Origin of the sequence: Paenibacillus sp. GYB004 (assembly GCF_036577605.1) — a bacterium.
Taxonomy (GTDB): domain Bacteria; phylum Bacillota; class Bacilli; order Paenibacillales; family NBRC-103111; genus Paenibacillus_AB; species Paenibacillus_AB oceani.
Genome location: NZ_JARBDB010000025.1, coordinates 50,887 through 75,576, shown reverse-complemented (window position 1 = coordinate 75,576; position 24,690 = coordinate 50,887). Strand labels below are relative to the sequence as shown.

General features: G+C 44.2%; 24 protein-coding genes. All 24 read right to left on the bottom strand.

The window, feature by feature from the left end; all coding sequences use genetic code 11:
• Window positions 1-461: 461 nt before the first annotated feature.
• A complete protein-coding gene (locus PV433_RS10880; RefSeq protein ID WP_332072169.1) occupies window positions 462-1,457 on the bottom strand; it encodes a hypothetical protein in 996 nt (331 codons plus the stop codon).
• Between the two features lie 659 nt (window positions 1,458-2,116).
• Window positions 2,117-2,851 carry a Qat anti-phage system TatD family nuclease QatD gene (qatD, locus tag PV433_RS10875; RefSeq protein WP_332072168.1) on the bottom strand — a complete coding sequence of 245 codons (735 nt, stop codon included), beginning with the start codon at window positions 2,849-2,851 and terminating at the stop codon, window positions 2,117-2,119.
• 1 nt (window position 2,852) lies between these two features.
• On the bottom strand, window positions 2,853-4,175 hold the full coding sequence (gene qatC / locus PV433_RS10870) for a Qat anti-phage system QueC-like protein QatC (protein WP_332072167.1): 1,323 nt from the start codon (window positions 4,173-4,175) through the stop codon (window positions 2,853-2,855).
• On the bottom strand, window positions 4,172-5,038 hold the full coding sequence (gene qatB / locus PV433_RS10865) for a Qat anti-phage system associated protein QatB (protein WP_332072166.1): 867 nt from the start codon (window positions 5,036-5,038) through the stop codon (window positions 4,172-4,174). The genes qatC and qatB overlap by 4 nt, the downstream gene beginning before the upstream one ends.
• A 13-nt stretch (window positions 5,039-5,051) precedes the next feature.
• The gene (locus PV433_RS10860; RefSeq protein ID WP_332072165.1) at window positions 5,052-7,001 is read right to left on the bottom strand and encodes a KAP family P-loop NTPase fold protein; all 1,950 of its coding nucleotides are present in this window, start codon (window positions 6,999-7,001) and stop codon (window positions 5,052-5,054) included.
• Between the two features lie 861 nt (window positions 7,002-7,862).
• Window positions 7,863-8,030 carry a hypothetical protein gene (locus PV433_RS10855; protein ID WP_332072164.1) on the bottom strand — a complete coding sequence of 56 codons (168 nt, stop codon included), beginning with the start codon at window positions 8,028-8,030 and terminating at the stop codon, window positions 7,863-7,865.
• Window positions 7,993-9,135 (bottom strand): hypothetical protein, encoded by a 1,143-nt coding sequence (locus PV433_RS10850; RefSeq protein ID WP_332072163.1) that lies wholly within the window; start codon window positions 9,133-9,135, stop codon window positions 7,993-7,995. Before PV433_RS10850 ends, PV433_RS10855 begins: the two co-directional genes overlap by 38 nt.
• A gap of 138 nt (window positions 9,136-9,273) precedes the next feature.
• Window positions 9,274-9,963: a RadC family protein gene (gene radC / locus PV433_RS10845; RefSeq protein ID WP_332072162.1), complete on the bottom strand. Its 690-nt coding sequence runs from the start codon at window positions 9,961-9,963 to the stop codon at window positions 9,274-9,276.
• 518 nt (window positions 9,964-10,481) lie between these two features.
• Window positions 10,482-10,640 carry a hypothetical protein gene (locus tag PV433_RS10840; protein ID WP_332072160.1) on the bottom strand — a complete coding sequence of 53 codons (159 nt, stop codon included), beginning with the start codon at window positions 10,638-10,640 and terminating at the stop codon, window positions 10,482-10,484.
• Between the two features lie 431 nt (window positions 10,641-11,071).
• Window positions 11,072-12,121 (bottom strand): CHAT domain-containing protein, encoded by a 1,050-nt coding sequence (locus PV433_RS10835; RefSeq protein ID WP_332072159.1) that lies wholly within the window; start codon window positions 12,119-12,121, stop codon window positions 11,072-11,074.
• Between the two features lie 301 nt (window positions 12,122-12,422).
• Window positions 12,423-12,662 carry a hypothetical protein gene (locus PV433_RS10830; RefSeq protein ID WP_332072158.1) on the bottom strand — a complete coding sequence of 80 codons (240 nt, stop codon included), beginning with the start codon at window positions 12,660-12,662 and terminating at the stop codon, window positions 12,423-12,425.
• A 21-nt stretch (window positions 12,663-12,683) separates the two neighbouring features.
• A complete protein-coding gene (locus PV433_RS10825) occupies window positions 12,684-13,022 on the bottom strand; it encodes a hypothetical protein (RefSeq protein ID WP_332072157.1) in 339 nt (112 codons plus the stop codon).
• A 390-nt stretch (window positions 13,023-13,412) separates the two neighbouring features.
• A complete protein-coding gene (locus PV433_RS10820) occupies window positions 13,413-14,252 on the bottom strand; it encodes a DNA adenine methylase (protein WP_332072156.1) in 840 nt (279 codons plus the stop codon).
• A 257-nt stretch (window positions 14,253-14,509) separates the two neighbouring features.
• Window positions 14,510-15,397: a hypothetical protein gene (locus tag PV433_RS10815; RefSeq protein WP_332072155.1), complete on the bottom strand. Its 888-nt coding sequence runs from the start codon at window positions 15,395-15,397 to the stop codon at window positions 14,510-14,512.
• Window positions 15,394-15,771 carry a hypothetical protein gene (locus PV433_RS10810; RefSeq protein ID WP_332072154.1) on the bottom strand — a complete coding sequence of 126 codons (378 nt, stop codon included), beginning with the start codon at window positions 15,769-15,771 and terminating at the stop codon, window positions 15,394-15,396. The genes PV433_RS10815 and PV433_RS10810 overlap by 4 nt, the downstream gene beginning before the upstream one ends.
• 257 nt (window positions 15,772-16,028) lie before the next feature.
• On the bottom strand, window positions 16,029-17,837 hold the full coding sequence (locus PV433_RS10805; RefSeq protein WP_332072153.1) for a reverse transcriptase domain-containing protein: 1,809 nt from the start codon (window positions 17,835-17,837) through the stop codon (window positions 16,029-16,031).
• Window positions 17,838-18,383: 546 nt separating this feature from the next.
• Complete coding sequence (locus PV433_RS10800; protein ID WP_332072152.1) at window positions 18,384-18,821, bottom strand: hypothetical protein; 438 nt, start codon at window positions 18,819-18,821, stop codon at window positions 18,384-18,386.
• A 64-nt stretch (window positions 18,822-18,885) separates the two neighbouring features.
• Window positions 18,886-19,545, bottom strand: a complete 660-nt coding sequence (locus PV433_RS10795) for a hypothetical protein (protein WP_332072151.1) — start codon at window positions 19,543-19,545, stop codon at window positions 18,886-18,888.
• Window positions 19,542-19,925 carry a hypothetical protein gene (locus PV433_RS10790; RefSeq protein ID WP_332072150.1) on the bottom strand — a complete coding sequence of 128 codons (384 nt, stop codon included), beginning with the start codon at window positions 19,923-19,925 and terminating at the stop codon, window positions 19,542-19,544. The genes PV433_RS10795 and PV433_RS10790 overlap by 4 nt, the downstream gene beginning before the upstream one ends.
• Window positions 19,926-19,942: 17 nt before the next feature.
• Window positions 19,943-20,341: a hypothetical protein gene (locus PV433_RS10785; protein ID WP_332072149.1), complete on the bottom strand. Its 399-nt coding sequence runs from the start codon at window positions 20,339-20,341 to the stop codon at window positions 19,943-19,945.
• A 133-nt stretch (window positions 20,342-20,474) separates the two neighbouring features.
• Complete coding sequence (locus PV433_RS10780; RefSeq protein ID WP_332072148.1) at window positions 20,475-22,292, bottom strand: reverse transcriptase/maturase family protein; 1,818 nt, start codon at window positions 22,290-22,292, stop codon at window positions 20,475-20,477.
• Between the two features lie 552 nt (window positions 22,293-22,844).
• A complete protein-coding gene (locus PV433_RS10775) occupies window positions 22,845-23,696 on the bottom strand; it encodes a hypothetical protein (protein ID WP_332072147.1) in 852 nt (283 codons plus the stop codon).
• Window positions 23,641-24,165: a hypothetical protein gene (locus PV433_RS10770; protein WP_332072146.1), complete on the bottom strand. Its 525-nt coding sequence runs from the start codon at window positions 24,163-24,165 to the stop codon at window positions 23,641-23,643. The genes PV433_RS10775 and PV433_RS10770 overlap by 56 nt, the downstream gene beginning before the upstream one ends.
• Complete coding sequence (locus tag PV433_RS10765) at window positions 24,165-24,512, bottom strand: hypothetical protein (RefSeq protein WP_332072145.1); 348 nt, start codon at window positions 24,510-24,512, stop codon at window positions 24,165-24,167. Before PV433_RS10765 ends, PV433_RS10770 begins: the two co-directional genes overlap by 1 nt.
• Window positions 24,513-24,690: the final 178 nt, after the last annotated feature.

Genomic DNA, 24,690 nt, shown 5'->3' with positions numbered 1-24,690 from the left:
TTTCAAGTGGTATCTCCATACTATCTATTCATCGTCCACTTATTTTTCCTTTTTGACAACATGTGAACTTTTTCTCATTATTCGCTCGAGGTCTCGCATGATTTTCTCACGTTTGTCTTTTGATGAAGGAAAGGCGTTTTCACCAAGTCGAAACCTTCCACGAACCACCTTGTCATTTTTGGATTTCATTCTATCACACGCCCTTTTAATAGGATAGTTTCGAATTTCCAATCCATGATCTCGAGCCATTTAGGCAGTTAGACATGGCCGATTGTCCTCTCTGTTCTCCAGAAAGCTCCTATCTTCTATGGTCGAATCTACCAAAGTTTGCAACATAGACGTGCTGAGTATTTATTTCGATGCGAAATAGTCCGGTGCTCACCTGCATTTCATCGTACTGCTCCTCGAATAATGTAGGGCGTCCTTCGAGAGCATCCACGTCGGCGCCGCGAAGGCGCCGCCTAGCTTACGTTTTGCAGCTCCTCTTTGAACTTACCCCATACGTGCAAGCAATTCCAACCATTATTCGTGACTTGTACTTGGCAAACTACATGGTCGTGTAATTCAAAATGACGGAGTCGGTGATGGCTTATAATTTTTGTACCCGTACCATCATCCAATCTGCAGAGATCATCATCAAATTTTTCGATGATTCGGCCGGCAATGAATTGCACCCCACTCCTCGGTTCTCCTCCTAAATACATAGTAACCTCGGCAACTTCTCTAGGCCCTGCTTCATCATCTGGATCTTCAATAGGCAGATGATCTTGCACTAGATTCAATTCTGGAGGGCTTACATGTACATCCATTGTAATAGATTCATCCAACTCGAAGCGTTGAAAAGAGGACTCTATTATTTCGTGTTGTTCGCTCTCGCACTCGGTTTCTACTCCAATTATTTTCAGATACTGAAGCGCATCATGGTCTAGTTCAACTGTCTGTAATGCTGCAGCTCTTTCGGTCGGGTCTACTTCGTGTTCAAGTTCAGAACCAGCTTTCGATGTATCGGATGATGTAAGATGTAAAAAGTCATCGTAGTTTTGATAGGATTCCAGTTCATGATAGCTAATGACCATGCCGGCGTCCCGCTCGTCATATTGCTGCGCATTAGACGCTATCCTCCGCTGTATAAATAATGGCATAGAATCGTCTTTGACGGGTACATCCTGCGAAACATTTTTTTTGGCCACCGTGTCGTCGTCCTGCTTGTAAATAGGTTGAGAAACTCCCCCTCGCCTTGGTTGAATAAACAATGGCAGAGATTCCTCATCGACAAGCACATCCTGCTTCTGAACTTCTTTAGCCTCTTCTTTCACCGTTAGTTGAACTGTTGTAGCCTCGTTTCTGAGTTGAATTTCCCTAGCCTTAGCACGGTAATAGGCTGCTCGAGAAGATTCAAGGTGAGCATACACCAAAAGTGCCACAACAATCACTCCGCCGATTAAGAACCAAATCATCCTGCAATGCATCCTCTCTCAATGGAATATATTATGTCTATATGTAATGGCCCCTAAAGGCTCGAAAAAGAAATAGAAAAAGCCCTATTGGGCAGACTCATCCATAAGAATGATCCACCCATAGGGCTTAAAACTCTCCAAAATGCTCAAAGCGAGCCACAGAAAAACCTACATTACCTAAATAATATCAGACCTACAGAGTTGTCGCAATGATTATAGCAAGGTTAACTGGATCGACTTTCGACGGCAGAATTATATATGAAAGACTCGTCCGAAATAGTTCATTTCGAGCTCTGAAAATAACTCCAGACAGTACGCTACTACCTCTTCCCAGCTCCTGTTAGTTCCCTACTTTCTCGGATTCCAATATTCTGTACCCATCAGCGGAGAACCAGGGATACGCGAACAAAGATATTCAGATACGCCAGTGCATGAAAATTATGGGATGGCCTTCGCTTAAAGAGTTCACCAGAAAGCTGCAGGCGCTATTTCTCCGTAAGAAAGCACGTGCCACCAATTCAGATAAAATCATGATCGTCGCCGAGACTAGAAGTATGCAGGAGAGAGGTTCGTTACATGCGGGTTCAACGGACGACGAACGACGGTATAGGTTCATGTCGTTCGACACCAATGCAATTTTTCAGGTCAATCGTTGACATCTATCTTAACAATAGCTGTTTGAAATTGCTATATACTTGTTCTTTAGCAACCTCTGCTTCCACCCTCCAAGCTTTAGCAAGCTCAATAATAGTGAAACTGACATCCGATGGTTGAGAGATCCGATTAGCAATTTTAGTAAAAGGGCCGTCTGTTTCCGTTATGATTCGATCCTGCGGAATTCGGCTGATTAGACTTTGCCCTTTTTTGGTTTTTACCATCGATGTATTAACGGAAAAGAACATCCCGTAAGAAAGAGCACGGTCTAGTTCTTTTAATGACCCCGTGAACCAATGAAGAATGACGGTTCCATGAAACTTATCTCCAATCGCACTTATAACATCGCCTGCAGCATGCCGGGAATGTACAGTTAGGATCTTGTTCTCATATTCAGTGCACATATCTAAAATGGAGGAAAAAACCTCCCTTTGGTTTCGCTCATCTTCCCGTTGCTTCGCACTATAATCGAGACCGACCTCTCCAACGTAGCGTGTATCCTTAAGTAAGTCTCGAAATAATGACAGCTCGTGTTTTTTAAGATGGACGAGTTGCGGATGAAGTCCGAGAGCAGGTCGTATATAATTACTATTTTCCACCAATTTTGCTGTATGGGAAAACACCGAAGGTGCATTTGTAACTGCAATCGTATAAACCTTATTGGATTCGACCCAAACCACAACATCAGCAGGGGAGGAATATAAATCAATATGACAATGTGCGTCCACCAACGGGATCATTTCATTCACCTACTTGATAGAGAAATTGACGAACCTCTTCCATTCCGCGTGTATATACGTCCACATAGGCCTGAATTTGCTCTGCTCCTCCCGGCAAAGGCCCCGCATTTAACACTTCAAGAAAAGGTCGGAAATCAGGCAAGGCAGCCCTATGAAGAGCCATTTCAAATGCACGGAAATCACGCCCCGTACCATTTTCTGATCTTGGCGGATTAGTCAGAACGTCCACTGCATATGGTTTCGCATCATCTAGTCCTGCCGCTGCCATCGATGCACGACGAATGATGCATGGTACGCAGTATCCACAATGCTGATACGGGTTCCCTCCTTTTATGTGCCGGCCGACTCCTGGATGAGAACAAGACATTGTATAATCAGCGCCCGCTTTTAATATCGATTGGTGTTTGGCATGTAGTAACATTTCACCTTTTGTGGAAAACTGATATGGTGTCTCTATTTTTACACTTAAACCAAGCATATCGATAAAGGACTGCAAAGTACTCATGAAATGAGGTTGTGTCGTCCTCGTGCTCAAGCTGCTTGTTCTTGTGTGGGTTAGAGGTACATTTAAAGAGATAAGGCCGTTTTCAGGAACATAAAATGTCGTGTCATCTCCTAGAGAACTTGCTGCGGCGATAGCTAGGGACATAAATAGAATGGACCGGCTTCTTGTAGTTAGTTCTGTATGTTTGGTCGAGTTTTTAGGTGGTTGGACAAAGAACCGAAGATGCCTCGATGAATTGGGAAATTGTTTGTCGAGTAAGGTATACACCTGTTTCTGCACTTCACTTAAAGGACCTACCGTATAATGGCTGACCAGAAAGACTGGTTCTTTTTCCGCCATCAAATCTATCGCTCCTACAAACGAATCCAAGCCTCCCGAAAACAGGCATACTTTTTTTGAAAATGGCGGCATCTTAAACAAAGGTTTTTGCACTTGTCGCTGGCTTTTCCGGACCCGCAGCTCCCAATGGTCTCCTGTTAAGAATGACAGCATTCTCTCGAAAATCGGTACGGCACCTTCCCAAACTTCCTGGTGAGAGACCGGTAAATGCAAAATGAAATCACGCGTCCAGTTATCGTGCGCATCTGAACGAAGGACGCGAACATCTGCAGTATAAATACCTATTGCAGCATTAAGAAGATCCATTGCCTCTTCTGTGGGAAACAGATGGTACTGAGATAATGTGTTACTTATATTATTCCCTATCGCATTTGGATGAGTAGAATGATATAAAGGAACCGGCAGGACATATTGGTTGTCAGAAGCTTCAATCGTGTATGTATCAGTTTCCCCTTCCAGACAGACAATATTCCAACTCATTCTGACACCTCCAGCATGCTGTACGCATCTGTATATATCGCATCCATAATTTGACCTATTTGTGGTCCATTCCAATCCATGCCAAGGACATCTACTTTGCTTAGATCCAATTTGACGGCCTCTTTCACATAAGCTTTAACATCTCGTTCCATTCGTATTGCTTGCTCGGCCGACATTGCGTGCTTCTCTATTCTGTCGCCTAACTCCTGCAGCCAGCGCTGATAGATATAGTTTTGGACACAATCTTTGATTGCGTCCCTAACCCCATCTTCATTCATTTGGTCAATCTGATTCAAATCATCATCTGCACCAAACTTCTGGAATAGGTCCGCCATAGCGTCATTCACGGCTCTACGAGCGATGTGATCCTCAAGAGTAGCCCCCATTGGTGTCAACGCTTGTGCGATTGCTGCAAATACAGCTTCTACAGGTTGTCCAATAACTTGACGGAGTCCAAGATTATCAAATGCTTGAAGGAATCCATTTCTAGCGATATCCGAGAGAAATCCGCCCAATCTAGCCGTTGCGCTTTTACCTGCAACGGCATTTTTAGCAGCTGTCTTAGCTCCACCTTTGGATCTTACATAGGCTCTACCGGTTCGGTTAAGGTTACCTTTATTGGAAGCGTATCGGCGCATCATCCCTTTTGGAGCTCGCCAGCTTTCCATACGTACCCACTTTGGAACCCCAGGCTCTTCTTTCGCCGGTAACTCCACATCCTCATTTTTTTCTCCCGCTTGATCCTGACCATCTTCATCTGCAGGAGTCAAGTCTGGCTCTGGTGGCGAATCAGGTTCCTGAGCCCACGGAGGCAACAGTTTATTTCCACCTGTAAGTCCGCCATAGGAACTTGATGTCCCCATAGAATCACTCCTTTTATGCTAGTTCGCTTAAACGACGGTTCGCTAGGCTTGCTAGTGGTTTATTGCTAGTAGTTTGTGACCATTGTTCGAGCAGTTTATATGCAGATGGGACTGCTTCAGTGTCTTTCGCAAGACCGATTACCTTCATGACCGTAACAGGAGGGATCTTTGCTTCGGACATACGCATTAATAATGTGATTAACTGCGGGATTAACTCTTTCCTTGCATCCGCCCAATCTAAAAGTCGCATGAATGCGGACCCTTCATCTCCTAGATCCTCCTCTTGCCGAACCCGATCAGACAAAGCATCGAATACGGCAGAGGCATCAACTTGAGTAAGTGATGAAGCGGAATCAAGCCCCTTCTTTTGCATGGCTTGGCTCTGACTTAATAGATTCGTTAACGCTTCTTGTGCTTCCGGGCGCATCCTTTTAACGCCTATCGAAAGTGCGCCAAGCGTGTCTCGTGAGAAATAAAAATATGGGCGCAGATCAATGTCACTAAGTGCCGGTGGAATCTGTAACCATTCCTTCATCCACGGATCGGATAACCATATCTTAAATTCTCCGCCCAGTTGCTCTTGGGGCGAAATTTTCGGTTGGGCTGAAGCTTTCTTCGACTTTTCGGTCTGTTCCTCCGACTCACCCGATATTTCGGCTACCTCTTCCTTTTGGTGCGCTTCTTGATTCACGAAATCTTCCAAAAGCTTTAACTCCGTAGGTTTTCCTGCTTGCTGAGCTTGCATCTCCGCAATCCGAGCAAACCATGCAGACCGGAAATATTCCAATACCATGAGCTTGGCCAAAACCTGAAGCTTAAGCGGTATTTTTTTGGATTTCGCCATTTGAACTCGCATTAGCAACGTATTCAGAAACCGTTTACTCTGACGGGGATTGCCGTTCATTCCTGAATGAAGAATAGGAGCAATGGTAGCAGCCAGTGAGAGTCCTTCTTCTAGCTCCGTTGGTACTTCTTCAAGTATGGATTTTGCGATCCCGTAATTAAAAGTGATCTCATGCAATAACTCGTTATCACGAACGAGAGCCTTTAAGCGGGACTGTTCGAAATGTTCATCAGATAAATGTAGATTGGCAAATAGAAGGCCAATATACGTTTCAAGCTCCGTACGTCCAAGCGATGTGACTCTAATCGGGAACTGAATCAATTTCTCCAGATAATCCCTGCCTACCTCAGCACGCTCACCGGGCAATTCAGGGAACCGCCGACGAACCGCGTACCGAACTAATCGCTCATCCGCTCCAAGGATAAATGCCGTTTGAGGTGCATACAAAAATAATCGAATGGCCTCGAGCGTTTCTATAATTGTATCCGGTGTACAGCGGTCCAAGTCGTCAATAAAGACCACCAACGTTTTGATATTCGTCTGACTAAGCAACTCAGAAAAGTCTTTATGAAAATCTCGTACGCTGCGACGAATGTTTTCGTCGTCCTCGGTTTTCTCCTTGATGAAATCTTTTATTTTCTCTGTATCTAATTCTTTAATTTTCTCCAAATTTTCGGACAGGAATGATGCAATGTCCACCCCTGCGCTAAGCCCAAATGCAACTGGTCCTCCAACCGCAAATGCGGCTGCTTTTTTACCTACATAGGATATCGTTCGAAACCAATCAATTCGTTTCGTTAACTTCGTAACGAGTTCTTTGGCCTTGGCACTTAGTGCCCTTTGCTCGCTTATTTCGTCCAAGATCGTCCCCATAAGGGCGGTTTTGGCATCATCATAGCCTTCAAACAGCCATCCGTTAAAGGTCAAACACAAGATGTCTTCATCCTCTTGCAAATCCTTTTGGATCATCCGTATCAAACTAGATTTTCCACTACCCCAGTCTCCAAATACACCGATAGTAGCCGGCAGCAAAGATGGACTTTTGACAATGGAAGTTACTGCGGTGACCATATAATTAAAATCTAGTAGATCGATATCTGTTTCATTATCAGACCACATGATATACGCCCCTTTCGTCCTATGTGAACAATATACATATTTTATCAAAATATGACATGGTATTCTATCTGTGCGCAAATGTAAAATGCCTATTAAACTGCATAATGAAAACCCGTATTTTTAGAAAAATACATTATTCGCCAATCGAGTAAGAGGGTGCGACTAACCCTCTCCTTCCCACACCACCTTACATCCAGGTCTGCATACGGCCCCAATAGGAACTTTTGTTTGGGGAAGATGTAGGAAGCGCAAAAACAAGCCCTTTGGGGGTATACCTTTAAAAGGTAATACCGCCCACAGGGCTTTAAACTTTGTAAAAGGGAAATCTGAGCAAATTAATCAAATTGACCACTTTTCATATATCATGCCACCACAGTTATTTCAACATTAGATCAGGGTTAGTTGGCCCTTGCTCCCCAATGCATCAATAAGGCTAGGCGGGAGAGTTTAAACGAGGCAGTTGTATATATACGTAAAAAAGCTAATGGAGCTTACTGTAACCAATCAACGGGCTTTATACCCGAATTTTGGTTCGATTGAAAAGCATAGACGTTATCTCTTAATGAAGTACAATGGAGTTTACTAGCCTTCGTCTGACCATAGATTCTTAATTTGACTTCCATCTAAACGTTTTAGAGCCTCCTCCCTCTTCTTCCTGTTTTCCTTCACGATTTCCTCTTGGGTTTTGAAAATTCCCTTCTTCGGCTTCCGAAAAAGTGATACTAGCTTCCGGTTCTGCATGTTTAATATTCACCGCCAAGGATGATTTTTACCATTCATTATTACCAGAATCTATTAAAATATAAGTCGCAACAAAAAAATAAAGACCTTGGTCTATACCAAGGTCTTGGGTTTGGGATATTAGCGTTGTTGAGGAGTATCTACCGTTGCTGCGGCTTCTTGTTGAGCCACCTTCAGTTGGTCGAGAACCCGCAAAATGTGCTCGCGTTGACTGCGATTTTTCTCAACAATATCTCGCTGCGATACAAAGCTAATTTTGGTTGGCCGCTTGACTTGTTGAACTTCCATCGTGGATTCCCTCCCTACCCTCAATTTCACGTTTTCGTAATACTAAGCAAAATGCATGTACAAGACGATAGACTTCCCGTATCTCTATAATATCATTTGATAGAGTCAGCTTCAATGCCTTGTCGTTAGAGTCATCGAAATGAAAGTTCCAAATCCATGTTTGGTCTAAGACTCGCATCCGATATGATGCAACAGTTCGGCCAGGGAACGGATTATTATAAGAGAACCCATCCTCATCTTCAGGCAGCATTGCAACATACACTGAAGCATATCTATTCGCATTTACTTCTGTGAGTGCTATCGTATCCGGACTGGCACCAGTCGTGCCCTTGTCCTGGATCTTGCGAATAACGTCACCATCCACCCTATAAATCGTATAAGCGCAAACGAAATCAAGTTCATAAAAGTTCATACAATCGTTTACTAATCGATAGAGGGATTTATTGATAGCTTTAATCAAATCAATTAGATATCCGATAGCTTGTTCGTGCTTTTCGACTTCAGCTTGAAGGAAATCCCTAGCGCTTCGAAATTGTTCATTCTCGGATCGTATGGCATCAACGTGACCTTTCGTATACTCAATAACGCTTTTTACAGCAACCCCTTCGTTCGGATTAAAAATCGGTGTAATAAAGTTTAGAAGGCCCTCGAAATTCGCATTTTGCTTATACAGGAATGTCGCCCACAATTTGTATTCCATCGGACGTTTTGCCTTAAAAGCACCGATATGAAAATTAACATGCCCAATTGTTGTCATTTCCTTTGTATAACTCATTACCATGATAAAGTAGACCAAAAACAAAATAGAAACTGTTAGAAAAGCAATTAACCATACTGGTATCGTAGCAATTAAACCGCCCGCTATGAGTAATCCGGGGCCAACAATCGGAAGAGAGCCCCAGCCGATCTTGCCCAGTACGCCTGCTGAGCGTATCAATCCTTTAAACGACTGTAACGGCCCACGCCAAGCTTGTCCCCTCCACATTGAAGCATCTTGACTTCTCATTGTAAGGAGTATTGGATCGAAGACTGACTTCAATTCAGAAATAAAACTATGATAGTTTATCTTTGTCTCATCATGCAAATATATCACCACGTTTCCCATTAATCTGGGTTACCTAAATAGCAACAAGTCAATATGTATAGCTATTCGCATGTCCAGGATCTATTTCCACTGGACTAAGAATTTAAATACTATTCTGAAGCTTGTGTCCAGTATATTCAGTTGGTAGAAGCAATATACTTATAATCTTTCATGAAGCAAACCCTCTCCTTTGAGACTATAATAATTATCCCTACCGACTATTACATGATCCAGCACTTCTATGCCTATGAGTTTCCCTACCTCCATCAATCGTTCAGTCACTGAGATGTCCTCGGGACTCGGGTCAACAATGCCGCTTGGATGATTATGTGCAAAAATAATACTCGCTGCTCCTCTGCGGATTGCCCCTTTGAATGCTTCTCGCGGATGCACGATTGAGGCATTTAGTGAGCCAATAGATATTGTCTCTCGACCGATCAAGCGGTTTTTCGTGTTTAGGTATAAAGAAACGAAGTGCTCCCGATCAAGAAACTTGAGATCCTGAAGAACTTTTAGAACATCATGAGGGGTTCGAATCACGACATCTTCCAGTTTAGGTACCACCACATTCATGCGTCTACACAGTTCAAAAATCGACATTAACTGAAATCCTTGTTCTTCATCCAGGTTGAAGAGTACAGATAGTTCGTGTTCAGTAAGGGTCCCAAGATAGGCGATCCCACGATGTAAAATGTCATCCACCAGACTAGAAACCGAACGATTTTGAACAATCGGTTCAAGGATCACAAGTAAGAGATCCTTCTCAGAAAGATGACCGGAATCGCAAGTCCGTAAATAGAAGTTCATTGTTTCTTTTACCGCGGATTTATTCAACATCGAAATGGACATGAAAGCACCTCCGTACAAGCGATTGCCGCCTATTGATTATCATGTAGAGTTTGAATACACTTCGACTCGGTTAAAGTAAAAACACAGTACTTAAAACAAGAGCTTACGATTATTTTCCGTATAGCAAATGCGAGCAACGCGCAAATCGGTTGCGGTTCTCCCCCTTGAAAATTACTTCATCGCTTCGATTTCGCGCTTAAAAGCCGGTTCAAACAACATCAAACCAATCACCCTGCCAATTATGAAGGTTTGAAAATCGATACTTTTATCCGCTGTCATAGACTCCTCCTTAGTAGGGTATGATCTATAAAATAAAAAGCCGACTGTAGACACACTACCAAGATGGCAGTATGCTCAGTCGGCTTGTAAGCGCCCGAAAAACAAAAAAACCCTACAGGCACACTTCTTCCATAAGAAGAATCCACCCGTAGGGTTTAATACTCGCAATAAGGCTCAAGAGAGCAACGAAATAAGAATTTACTTCTCTATATTACCATATTATATTTTCGTTTGTATAGCTACCTCTGTTCCGAATATAGCCATTCCATAGCCGTGTCCGTCAGCACATATGTCGCGAATAGGAGTTCAAGCGCCCGGTACTCGGCGTGCGGAATCGATTTGTATTTACGAATGAGAGCGTTATAGGTGACCTGCAGGAAAGCATCCTGAAGTATCAAGCTGTTTCATCCGATCTGGTGTAAAAACTTGATGACCAGATATTTCTCCGAATTTGAAATATTTATTTTCAAATCAATTTATGTTGAACAAGGAACGTTAAATTTATTACCAATTTGATATTGCTTCTACTAGCACACATAACGGTAGATTTGGAGTATATCGTTATACTGACTATACCTTATTGGATACTGCACTTAATTATATGGGGAATAGCACGGCGGATGTGCCGGTGTAACCATTCCCAGACCTTTAGTTATCATGAACGAAACCGACCCTGCACGTTTGTGTGACGTAGGATAGTTACTGGTGATAGCTGCAAAAAACAACCAGTAACCAAACCAGAGCTACGACAAAAGGAGTCGGTTAATTATGCAGTATACCACAAAATAACATCGGATTATTTGCGAAACTGATTTTACTATTTCACATATTAAACCTCGTATTCCTCTGAAATAACGAACACCGAAGGGTCATCCCAAAATCGCTCTGGTCGAACAATAATGATTTCATCTGCATCCAAACCGTCCCTGACATAAAGCTCAGGCGTATCCTCTTCCGGGATTCCTTCCAACATCAGGGCAGCTTTCGCTTGATGAAAAGCTTTTTGAATCGATAGCCCGAAACTAATTGACGAGTAAAACTGTGCGGCAAAGACCCGAGCCGCGTCATCGCCAATGGATGTATTCATTCCAATAGCCGCGTCAACGTGCTCAACAACCGCTTGGGCTTGTCCGTATGAAAAACAGGTGTTAAAGTAGACCAATCGGATATGATCCCCCGCGCTCATCATGACTTGGACAATTGCTTCTCTTGAGACAAGCTTCGTTCTTCCGTCTGGCGTTTGAAAAACGAGTTCGTCTTCTTCGGATCCATGGCCACTGAAATGAATGACGGCCGGATTTAATTCATTAATGGCTTGTAATACATCATTCGTTCTAACGGCCCATCTGGTTTCAAATGAAACCGAATCTCGGTGTTCCGATTTTCTAATCATTTCTCGGATTTCCCGTGCCTCTTCGTCCAACCTTAACGATCCTTGATCCAATGGGTTTGAGGCCATAAATAACACCGTGATTTTTTCAGGCACGTTCTGTAAATCAACGATTGCTCGCTGCATTGCCCTTTGCAATTCTTCATGTCTTCCTAGTGTCTCCTTCACTTTCTTCTGTTCACGCTCCTCTTCCCGCCGCAATTTTCTCTCTTCGTCCGCTATATGTTTGCTTACCTTTGCAGCTTTGCGCTCAATGTCAGCTACTTTCTTATCAATCGCCGCCATATCATTCTGCGCCCGCTCGATCTCTTTGAGTTTGGACTGAACGGTTGATACGGACTTTGTGCGTGCAATGGATTGCTGCGCGGAACTGATCTTTTTCATCAGTATTGGTTTTTTCTTCGTTTCACCCGCTTTATCAGATTGCAATTTAGCGAGCAGACTTTTATTTCTTGCAATGCTACTTCTGTATATATCGATTAGAGCCATAAAAGGAGCACCGCTTCCCTCTTTTTTAAGCTTATTTTCACAGAAACAAACGTTCCCGTCAATGCTAACTAGTTCAAAATTGTACAGTATTACGAAGAGTCTTCAGCACGTTTCTCACAGGCAAAGGCTTACCTCGAAATAGTGTTGTTGTTTTAATAGTTTTTCAAGTAGGTGTAATATCATGAAAACCCCATGAAATATAAAGGGCTGTGCATTTTAATGGTTTTTTGGTGGAAGCATCAACAAAAAAGTGGCCTCCAGAAAGTCAGCTTTCTCTGACTTTCTGGACAGCCCTTAGCTGTTAATCAAACGCTTTTGGCGATCGAGGATAGGTGGATTTGAGTACTTTGTAAGCAAACCTATCGACATCGCCAATATAATCTTCAGTTTGCGGTTTTTTCGCAACGAACTCTGTTGCCCACTGTTGGATCCTTTGTACCAATAACCGGGAATCATCAACTTCAATTTCTCCCGTTTCAATGAGACAGCCCGCATTAAGTGCAATATCGATAACCGTTTCAAGAATAGTATCCCTGCTCATAAAGCCTCCACAAATTCATTGTTATCCAACCTCGAATTGAAAAGGTATTGGAATTACTTTTTGTTCCGATAATTCGTCGATAAACTTGGAGAGCTGACCAATTGGGGCCTCTCTCTTCACAAGCTCTTTGAATAGTTCAAAGTACCGTTTACTTTTGCCGATGTTCCGACTTTCATGGATGATACGCGCCAGTTCCTTTAATTGACGCTCGTCCTCGTCGAACATTAATTGATTGCGCGGCACTACGGAAATACGCCCGTCGAAATGTCTCACCATAACCATCGTTACCCCATAACGATCACGACTCGTGCGCCCGGCTCGGACCACTTCATTTGGAATAATGTATTTGGCTTCCATCATGTATTCTCCCGCTCCTTTCGGAGTCTCAAAAGGATGATCAATCGATTAGGCACTCACGGAATATTCCTTCGATTCTTGGTCGACCATTGCATTGTACATCAGGCAATTCCCGACCCAGTAATTAATGACGTGAACGCATGGTGTTCGAATGTACTCGATCGATATATCCCCAATATTCGCCGATTGAATTTCGGGTGAATCAGAAATCGGTAGGTTTCATTTTTCTCTCCGTTTTCATCGAAGGAAAAATGGAGCTCCAAGTATTTGTATTTGATTAATCTGTTCATTTCGATTCGAACGGCGTCTTCGCCTCGTTCCAACGCTTCAGCAACGAAGCCTGCATGCATATTGATCATAGCTATGTTCCGGATCATGGATTACACTCCTCTATTAGATTAAAATAACCAAATCGTGACCTGACGATTCAGATCCGTAGTTCATGAACAGGTATTCCGTTTCGACTCTTCGTTTCTGCCCAAGGGCTGCCTTTCGTACGGAGCCGACCTTCGTTTCGAGAGTCATATAGTCCCAATCCTTATAGAGTTCCAGGATAACGGGGTCGCCGAAGTAAGTTACCATGCATTTCCCCTCAATATGCCGGAGCATATAAGCCAGCTCAGCATGGTCTTCGTGCTTGAAACCACCCTTATAGCAACCTTCACGACCTACGTAAGGTGGATCGACAAAGAAAAACACGTCCGGCCCGTCGTAGCGTTCGATTATCTTTCGGAAGTCCAAGCATTCGATCATGACGGAGCGGAACCGCTTTTCAAAAGCCTCCAGCTTGGCGACCGCATTCTGGTAGTCTACAGCAGAATTTTTAACCTTCCCCGCACGCCAACCACTCAATTGATTTGGAGTTGGTATAATGCTATGACGAAGTAAATAAAAACAACGAACGGCACGTTCAAACGGTTCCTCCGGTAATTCCTCGCCTAACCACTTTTCATATAGAAAGCGACTCGTAGGAAGGGATTCCAGCGCTTCGATCAGCTGCTCCTTTTGCTCCCGTAACAGCAAGTAAAAATTGATCAGGTCGCAGTCTTTATCATTGAATACTTCGACCTTACTTGGCTGCCGGGCCACCGTCATATGGGCGCCTCCGCCGAAGAGATCTACCCAACAATGATGCGTGGGTATATAAGGAAGGATCGATTTGGAAAGCCACTTTTTTCCTCCGAACCAGCGAATGCAAGATAAACCCGAATGTACTGCTGTCTCGCCTTTCATATAGCCATCTCTCCTATTTTCCGAAATCAGAATGGATCGATTCGGAAATATAGGCAGGACTCTTTTTGTCCTCTTGCGCTTCCTCGACCTTGCAGATTGCCAGAAGACGCAAGTGCTACTTATCCCTGTTGGGAGCTCGCAGAAGGGGGCTACAATGAACCGCAAAGCGGAAAATCCCGCTCCTTCAATCGCACCTGAGATTAGAGAGAATGGCTACGTCTCGCCCTGTAATCCATACCTTCACCTTCCATGCTCGCTTACTTGAGCAGAGCTATTTGCATCCGCTGCAGGGCCGCAAAAACATTATTTTCAGCCATGAGTTCATAATTGTGCTTGATCAGATAAAGCCTCAGCTTGGCAATACTCGCACCGAACCTGTTCTTCAGTCCTTCGAAATCGCAACGTGCGTGAAGATCAGCCAGTGATTGCACGGACTGTAGATTGCTATAGAGTTCGCCGAGTGTGTCTTCTTCACCCATCGCATTTTCAAATTCGGTGCATGCCTTCTTTGCGTCTTTACACTTTTGGCGATAGCAGCCGAGCAGCCTTTTCAGCTCCTCCATGTTGGCTTCGATTCCGTACAAATGAGCCCGACCCTCAAATTGCTCAATAATTCCGCTCGCCTCTTGAGGAGTCTGAAACCGAATCAGCGATGAAACATGCAGCTTCTCGCGTTCGATTTCTTTCATTCTTCGTTGGTTGAGCTCTTCCTCGATCATCCCTTCATACCAACCTGGCTTTATTCCCAAGGGGACTCCATCCCCGTAAACCCGGAATTCGAGGCCATGTTGTTGGAATAGTCGTTTCAGCGGGTCGGAAATGGTCCGACCTGCGTGAATCTCTACGAAGGGAGCAGGCGTCATCTGCAGCACGAAAGCAAGTATTTTTACTGCAAACATCTCGCAATCGGATCGCCGCGGATGCCATTTTTGCCTCGGATACGGTTCTACGATTTCGTCATAGCCCACGATTCGTTGGCCTTGGAAACTGAGAAAGAAGATACATTCGGTCGGAAATTTACGAACCTCCATATACTGTATAACAGCGTTGACCCAACGGCTGCGAGGACTCTGGTAAAACTGGTTGGCCGGCAGCGGGTTTTCGTGTCGGGTTGACGACTCTGTGATGAATGCAATCCGATTCACGACACCCACTCCTCTTCATCAACCGGTTGTACCTCTTCTTTTTTGGTTTGAAAGCTTCGGACGATCGCATCACCTATAAACGTAACCAGACCGCCGCTGCATCCGGTTTGTGCATTAAAATTAATGACGTGCGTGTAAATGCTGTCCGTGTGGAATAAATTGTTCAGGACGTTATTCGCAAGTTGTGCGGCAAATTTATTGGTCGCACAGCGCTGTGGGGCCTCGTGAATCAAATCGCCGCAGCCTTCACCCGGAAAGTGGGACATAGCATCCTCCAAAATATTCGAAAATATTTGGCCAACCGGCTCTAGGATAACTTCACCATTGAATTTTAGGCCGCAAACAATTTGCCCGCCGAATCCACTGTGGTCCATCGATTTCTTTTCTTCATCGGTAAGGTCGCGCCGATCCGAGTTCGAGTAAAGAACGCCTTCCACACCCGCGTCGATATAAATGAGTGTTTCGTGGGAAACGGAATAAAAAAAGTCATCCAGCAGCTGCCGCGTTCGATTGTAGGGTAAGCGCCCGGCGCCTTGTCATCTTTCGATGACAGGTCTCCAAGCGCTCCCCCCCGAACCGGACTTACACCTTTCAGCGTATCCGGCTCTCCAGATAAATCATTCGCCTTGAACTAGTCGAGTCTTCCCGCGTGGAGGTCGATATGGCACCTTTTACAAAGGACCATTGTTTTCCTAGCTCGCGCGATCATGACTTGTTCCCATAGCCTTTTGCCTTTTAAGTCTTTGAGCTTCCTTGTATGGTGAATCTCAAACGGTCCATTTTCGCTTGTGCACCACTCGCATTTGCTGGCTTTGATTCTTTCTTCTAGGGTGGTCCCGTTGTAGTAGATTAACCAGTTAGGAATAATGTCCACTAGACCATTGTCTACGGGGAGGTCCTCCCTAATGAAGGGGCCGCTATAAAGGTATGCAATCCTTGTGTTGCCTTTCTTATCCTCAAACTTAACCCCTAGCTTACCTTCGAAAGTGTGACTATCTCGTATTTTTTGAGATGTCGTTTTGTTCTTGTTGGCTAAGGTTTTTTGGAAGCTCTGATGGATAAGGAAATAAGGATTGTGGAGTCTGAAAACATTGTTGGCAAGCTTGTAATACTCATAAAACCCTTGAACTTGAGCGTTATATGTTCTAACGATTTCAAGTTCAGTGTAGTTGAGATATTTCTTTACATGCGTTGCCTTCCAGGTTCCATCTCCCTTAAAGAGTATGAAGCCATTCCTTATCATAAAGTCCCTGATCCTGTCGTAAGGCATTGCGAGCAATACATTACCGCTTAGTTGCCTGCTCCTTCCTCGTGATGTGTTCAGGACCTTTTGGCTGTGATTGATTTTGATGTCATAGCCAAGGAATCTAACCGTCTGCGAATTGTGGGTGATCAGCGTTTTTTCAGCACTAAGTTCCAGTTTGAGTTCCCTTGATAGGAAATCTCTGATCTGTTCTTTGACTGCTACCGCATCCTCTTTGCTCCCAATGATGCTAACAAGGAAATCATCCGCGTATCTAAAATATTTCAGTCTTTTGAAGCCACTATCCATGTCATCCATTGATGATATTGAGCGATAGTACTTCTCTAAGGCTTTAATCTCCGTAAGCAGTTGCTTCTTTTTCGCCAGATCATCACATTCCTTGTACTTCTTCCTCCGTTGTCTCACTTTCGAGTTTGCGTTTACGTAAGCAAGGCTGTACCCTCTTTTCTCACCAGTCGAGAAAGACTCGGCGAGTTTCCCCATAAACTGGTCAAACTCGTTTAGGTATATGTTAGAGAGAATCGGACTCAGGACGCCTCCTTGCGGGGCTCCGCTGTACGAGTTGGCAAATTTCCAATCCTCCATATACCCAGCATTGAGAAACTTACGAATGAGGTTCAGGAATCTTTCATCAGTAATCCTTTTCCGAAGAATGCTGATCATGATGTCGTGGTCGATGTTATCGAAGAAACCCTTAATATCGCCTTCAATCCACCATTTGGTGCCTTTGCCCAGTGTCTTAACCTGTGCAATGCAGGTGTGGCAGCTCTTCCTAGGTCGGTAGGCATGTGAGAACTCCGAAAAAGTGTCCTCATAGATTGCCTCCAATATTACTCTAATGAGTTCCTGTACTACCTTGTCATCGAAAGACGGAATCCCTAAAGGTCTCAATTTTTCAGAGTTTCTTTTAGGGATGTAAGTTCTGCGGACTGGTGCCGGCTGGTAACTCTCATCGCGGAGAGCAGCGATCACCTTCTCGATTCTCGCCATCCCAAAGCCATCGATGGTTTTACCATCAGTTCCGGCGGTCATATTTCCTTGATTGGGAGCAAGTTTTGAGTAAGCTTTAAGGTGAAATTCAGGATTGTATAGCGTTCTATACAGATCTTTAAAGGCATAGTCGCTTTCTTTCGACTTAGATTTCAAGACGCTTAATAAAGTAGATGGTCCCTGCATGGTCTTACACCATAACCTTTCTGCTTTTGTTAAGCGATATTATCCTGCTTTCCTTCGCCATGTACGCGGTTTTCCCGCGTTCGGACTACTACGAAAGCTCCGTTACCATATTGGATATTCAGATTCGTCAATCATAGCCTTTGCAGGCGTTCCAACTTAGGTAATCCCCATTTAGCCATGAAAGTGATAGTTACTGAGGTTGGTTAGGTTCCCATTTCGTTCAGTTGAGTCGCTTATTGCGACCGGCAAGACCTTGGAATGACTGATCACGGGGATAACAAACCCGTGTTCACCTGGTCTACCTGCCCTATTTCCCACGTTTACGAGCAGGGGGATGGTTCTACCCGCCTTAGAACTTGGGTTCAAGCAATCCAGCTTTAACCATACAACCTCTTTTCTCCCTCGGTTAAGCGCACCCATGCGTGGTTCATGAAATGCCTCACTTTTACACCATGCTATACTCCCCATTAGGTTTCCCCTCCGGATAAGGTGTCAGGAGATAAGAGTCATCTTCCTAGCGCTATAGAACGCAATCACTTCATGCCCTTATGGGCGCACGTTATCCACCATGCCTATTAGGACCGGAATGACTTGTGTTTTTTCCGATACGGGAGGCACGGGAAGTAGCTGTTCGAGCAGCTCTAAATCTTTAACGTACGAAGTGACCCGCTTCACATCTATTCCGTAATGCTCGCCGTATCGTTCGGCAAGGGCAATGGCTTTGTACTCTTCCGCTTCCACGTCTTCTTCGCAAAAGAGCTGGTTGTCAAGGTTTTTGGACTCAACCCGATCTCCGTCAACGATGGTCAAATCGTAAAGAAAGTGTTCGTAATTGAAATTACTCTTGGCTGCTCGAAGATGGGTAGAAATGTCCTGACATAAGCCTCGAATAAAATGCGAGCCATTTGCTCCACATCCGATCACGACGATCTGGTACAGGACTCGAGCTTTGTCACTTTTCTTTAGGTATAGCCGATTAGGCATGGAAACCCTCCTTAAAATAAGAAAAAAGAACTGCAACCACTTGGCAGAGTTCTTCTCCTCTAAATTACTGTACAATATGAACCCGATTATTCCACTCCGCTGGGTATGGAAGAAAGATTGGGGAGTCCAAGTGCGGAGAATCAAAAATCCGCTCCAACGGCAAAAGAAAATATTTCCCGTTGTATCCTACCCGCAGCTGCATCTCCGCCATTTTGCGATGAAGTCGCCCGATGACGCCATAGAGCATAAAAGCTTTCTCATTCTCATCATCAGTTTCTGAAAATTCGGCAGACATGGAGTTATGGGAGTGGATGTGGCAGACCTCGATATATCGACTTTCAACGTCCAGCTTCTTCTTGAAGGTCGCATCGATCCGATCATGCTTGACCCATTGATGGGGACACTCCACTATATACCTTCGATCAACCGTATCCCAGAAGATCTGCACCATGACCTCATTCATATCCCATTCGTTGCAGTAGTCACGAAAAAAACAAAGTACCTGATCCAAGATTTTGCCCGGAATTTTCGGCAAATCAAATCGGAATCCGGTTGGCACATCGTCGAGCTCCGCGATCTGTTCTACGTGGGATACCATGATGCCAATCGGTTCTTTCCGGATTTCGTACAACTTGCCATCTCTGCCGGCTACAATGTTAAACAGCTTAGGAGTTCTTGTTTTCATAAATTCCGACATATGCCAAAAGAACCCTCGAATGCTCATACCATCCATCCCTTCGTCGTCCCGGACGCATAAGGCATGAGCCTCCTGGTTTCCAGATCGTAATCCCATACCGTTCTTTCTTCGGTGAGCTCGAAAAAATGCAACTCCATTTTCTCTCGGAGCTGTTTCAGCGAGATCTTCCCCGAATCCGGAACTTCGGAAAGGAAATCGGTAAGTTGAAAGGTATGTGTGGCGTAATGAACCGTGAAATCTAAATCGATTTCGATGTTTTGGTCTTTGGCCGACCGTGCCGGCGAGTTCGCTGGTTTTACCGGTTTTGATAGCTTTTGCGAATTCGCTTTTTTCTTATCGACCGTAGTCGGTGCATACTCATCACCGAAAAGCGATAATTGCTCATGTGTATTTGCTGTAGTATCCATCGTTGCCTCCAATAGGTTTATTCGTAGTCATCGAATTCTTCATCATCTTCATCGATATCTTCTTCCGGACGAGCGATTCCAGCTCGAGGAAGAGTCAAATAGTCCGCTAAGGTTTTTCCCGTACTTTCGAGAGTCCCATCATCAAAGTCTTTGTCGGAGAATTCAATAAACCGATCCCGAAGATTCTCGTATTTGTAAAGATCGTTATTGCTGGGACTGTTCAGAAACAGGTAAGGAAGGGTAGATAACAAATGCAAGTTGTTGTAGATATCCTTCCCCTCACCTATTTTGGACAGTTCCGGCCAGCATGCTTGCATACTCTTATCGGCATGCTGGACATTGGAATACGGATAGTAAAACACTTCCGAATTTGGCCCAATGACCTTGTCCGTAACGGTCAGGATATTTGCCGACATTTGGCTGCTAGGAAAAATCTTAAATACAAAGTAGGGTAAGCGCCCGGCGCCTTGTCATCTTTCGATGGCAGGTTTCCAAACGCTCCCCCCCGAACCGTACGTACACGTCTCCGTGTATACGGCTCTCCGTTTATCAATCTAGTTTGCCGGCATGCAAGGAAACATGGCAGTCTTTGCAGAGTGCAATTGTTTTCCTATGCCGAGCAATCATGAACTTTTCCCACGTCTTCTTGCCTTTGAGGTCTTTTAGCTTTTTGATATGGTGCATTTCTAAGGAGATATCTTCTCTCCCGCACCATTCACATTTTCTAGCTAAGAGTCTCTCAATCAAGCTACCCCGGGATGAGTACTGAAATGGATTTTGCATATTATCGATGTTTAAAGAAGCTGCTGAACTCGTAAGGTCACGCTTGAATCCTTCGTTATAAAGGAACCTCGTCTTAATACCGCGTTTGGTCGAGTATACAATTCCAAATTCGCCATTTATGCTGTATTTCGTGATGATTTTACTAATCGAGGACTTATACTTATTTGCAAAGGTTTTGTACATACTGTATTCCATGATGTATTTGAAGCTTTGTAAGCTGTACACGTTCCTCGCAAGTTTATAGTACTCGTATAGTCCACGAATCTCCGAATTATATTGACTAATAATTTCGAGATCATCATGATTGACGAATTCTGATCTGTGTACTGCAGACCATTGACCAGATTGCTTAATGCGGAGTACCCTAAGTTGCAGCAGCTTATTCCTTACGAGCCCAGAGGGAACGAAAAGTTCTGGTCTCATGTTGTAGACTTTATTTTTTGTGCCATCCTTACCTTTTTTCGAAGTGTTATCTTTTACAATCCCTATATCGTAGCCCAGAAACCGCACTTTACTATCATTATGCGTGATAAGAGTTTTATCTTGTGAGAGCTCCAAATTCAGCCTGTTTTTTAGGAAATCTGCTACATCCTTCTTGATGAGATCGGCGTCCTTTTTGGAACCGATGATTCCAATTAGAAAATCATCAGCGTACCTCACATATTGCATCCTCTTATATCCAGAATCCATAGCGTCCGAGAATGGATGTGGGTCCCTTAGCTTTTCAAGCTCCTTCTTATAAGCAATGATTTCGTCTTTTTGCTTCCGAGTATAGCTTGGCCAAGTATCCTTATGGAGCTTTTTAAGCCGGTATAGCTTCCCTTGATAATATCTCCAATTAGGATTGGCCCTTCTAACCTTGCCTACGTCGAACTTCTCCTTAAACTCTTCCATGTATTTGTCGAGTTCATTTAGATAGATATTAGCCAGGATTGGGCTGATGATTCCTCCTTGAGGCGTTCCGCTATGCGTTCGATGGAATCGCCAATCCTCCAAATATCCAGCTTTAAGGAATTTCCAGATAAGATTAATAAATTTCTCATCCTTAATTCTTTTTCTTAGAAGCGCGACGAGCACATGGTGATCTATGTTGTCGAAGAAACTTTTAATGTCGCCTTCGACAAACCACTTGGTTCCTACAAAGGTGTGTTTGATCTGGAGGAGAGCCGTATGGCAACTCAGGTTTGGTCTGAAACCATGTGAATTAGGTGAAAAAGAAGCTTCGTAAATACTTGTCAGGATATCCCTAACGACTTCTTGAACCAGTTTATCGTCAATTGAGGGAATCCCTAATGGACGCTTACTGCCATTCTTTTTAGGGATGTAGGTCCTTCGAGCAGGTTTAGGCTGGTACGATTCGTCCTTGATCTGGTCGATAATATTATTAATCCGTTCCGTACTCATACCATCGATTGTTTTTCCGTCAGAACCTTCCGTCATATTCCCTTCTTTGGCGTAAATGCTTCGATATGCCCTCAGAAAGAACTCTGGATTGTAGAGATTACGGTAGATTCTTCGGTATTCGTATACTTGATCGTGTGAGTGTTCCGCCAGATTGGTTAATACCACTTTTGGATCTCTCATGGAGCCTCGCGCCCCTTCCCAATAGAGTAGTAACCCGATAAACTGTTCCCCTTCGCCAGCACCGTCAAGGTGTCTTATATCCTTCGATATAAGTGTGCCGCGGTTTTCCCGGGCTCGGACTACTACGGGAACTCCGTTACCATGCCAGTTATTCAGTCTCACATTAGACATAGCTCAGAAAGCGTACTGGTTTAGGTAATCCCCGTTTAGAACAATCGAAACAGCGTATCGTAATGTCGGATGCGACTTTCGCTCTTTACTCCTTACAGAAGTTGGCTGGTGTTGAGACGCAAACTTCTCGAGCATGACCTTTACTTAAGAAGTCACCACCAATTGGCGTGTCATAACTACCTTCCGCCAAGAGCCGAATTACTCCCCTTGAGCTATCGTTCAAGCAGTTTAGCTTTCATCCTTATTTACAACTTTTCCCCCACCCTCAGTCGCATCATGGTAGTTAGATGACTTGGGCTTTATCGGCATGCTGCACTCCCCATTGTGTTTCCACTCCGGATGAGCCGATCGAGGACAGGAAATTCGCGTCTGTTCCTGCGTCTATGCTACTAGGCGAGTTTCAATTTGTTCCCTATACGGGCGCACGATCATCTTCGGGTATCCAACGTCCTTGTACAAGGCGTTTCCATATTGAACATTAAATCGCTGTTTCTCGACTTCTATGGCAACCGTGCGGCAGCCGGCACCGTTCTCTTGATAAAGAAGGCAATTGCGCGGCAACAGCGGGCTGGTTAGTTGATGACGTGCCGTAATAGGACGCAAATACTCCAGAATCCAACTTTGATCCAATTTCTTGGTAAGAGTCAAGAACATGGAGCGTAGGAGCTGCTCGTTTTCCTGTCGGTTAATGCCCTCCAAAAGCGCACCGAATACTGCGGTGATAAATGCATCAGGAGAATTGGAGATGTCGACTTTCCCTAACAAAGTTGTGAGGAGATTATCAAAATACTTGGAGTCCTCCAATTCTTCAACCCGCATTAGAACCTGTGATAACAGCTTGTTCAGTCCCTGCTCACTGAGCGATGAAACATCGATATTCTCAGTGAAGGTGTAGAAAAACCGTAAAATTGTGTCTCGATCGCTTTCTTCACCAAAGCGCTGCAAGAAAAGCTTGAATACTTGGTTAATCTCATTGGTATTCGATGAAGATTCAATCATCGGGCCGAATATCTCCAGAAGAGAAAAATGTTTCTGTCCGTCCCGTACTAAGAACCTTCGAATGTCAGCATTATCAAGCATGGTCATTAAAGCAAAAATGAGCTCATCCGTCCGGATGCGCTCACTCTTAACCATAAGTCCATTTACATAATCTTCAACAGTTGCCAGTAAGCCTCCTCTAGGCAACCGAATCAATGTTTCGTCCTGTCTGCTCGTCTGCAGAGCTAGTTGCATCTCTTTCCCTCCAAATTGTAAGTTTGTAAAAGAAACGTTCTTTGAATTCAACGAAGCCCTTTACGAAATGAAAGGAATCCGTCCCATAACCGTCGCTTTCGATTTTAAATCCATCGTCCGTAAAAGAAGTTTCAACAGAAGAAAAGCTGTAATGGGTGTCAAGCGCTCGGACCGGTTCGATGATCCAAGCTTCTTCACCCTCCATTTCCGGATGCTTATCTCGGAGCGATAACCATTCGAATCGTTCCGGAAAGCGTATTTCGTAAGTGCACTCATTCAACTCATCAAAATCTGAAGAACCGAATAAAAATGCAACCGCCCGGTAGAATAGGATGCCATTCTCGCAGAACTTCCAGTTGCCTGGCAAAGGATACCCGTGATCGTGCATCTCTTTCGCGACTAATAAGTTATCCATCGCTTCCTGCCATTCCATTTGGACATGCGACGGTAGAAATAATGAGGCCGTCATCAGAAAAACCTCCTTGGGGTCTTTTTCGCCTTCAACGAAGAGGATATTCCTGCTGCGTGCCCGACCCTGTTGATCTCTACCAATAGATTTTGTTTGTTTTCCTCTTCATCACCATCATCGATGTCGTCAGCCTCGTAATCGCGAATCGCGTCATACGCCCGCTCCCCGTCTTTCAGGGTGAAGAGACTAAAATCGACATCTCCTATACGGACGACTGGGGAGTAAATGACAAGATAGAGTAGATCCATCGCTCGTTGCATACCCGCAGCTGCGTCGTCCATAATCGATCTTTTGGTCACTTCGTTGAGAAAGGTTTGAATATCGATGCTTACATTCGCTGTTTCCATAAACTCCTCCTTAGTAGGGTATGATCTATAAAATAAAAAGCCGACTGTAGACACACTACCAAGATGGCAGTATGCTCAGTCGGCTTGTAAGCGCCCGAAAAATAAAAAAACTCTACAGGCACACTTCTTCCATAAGAAGAATCCACCCGTAGGGTTTAATACTCACAATAAGGCTCAA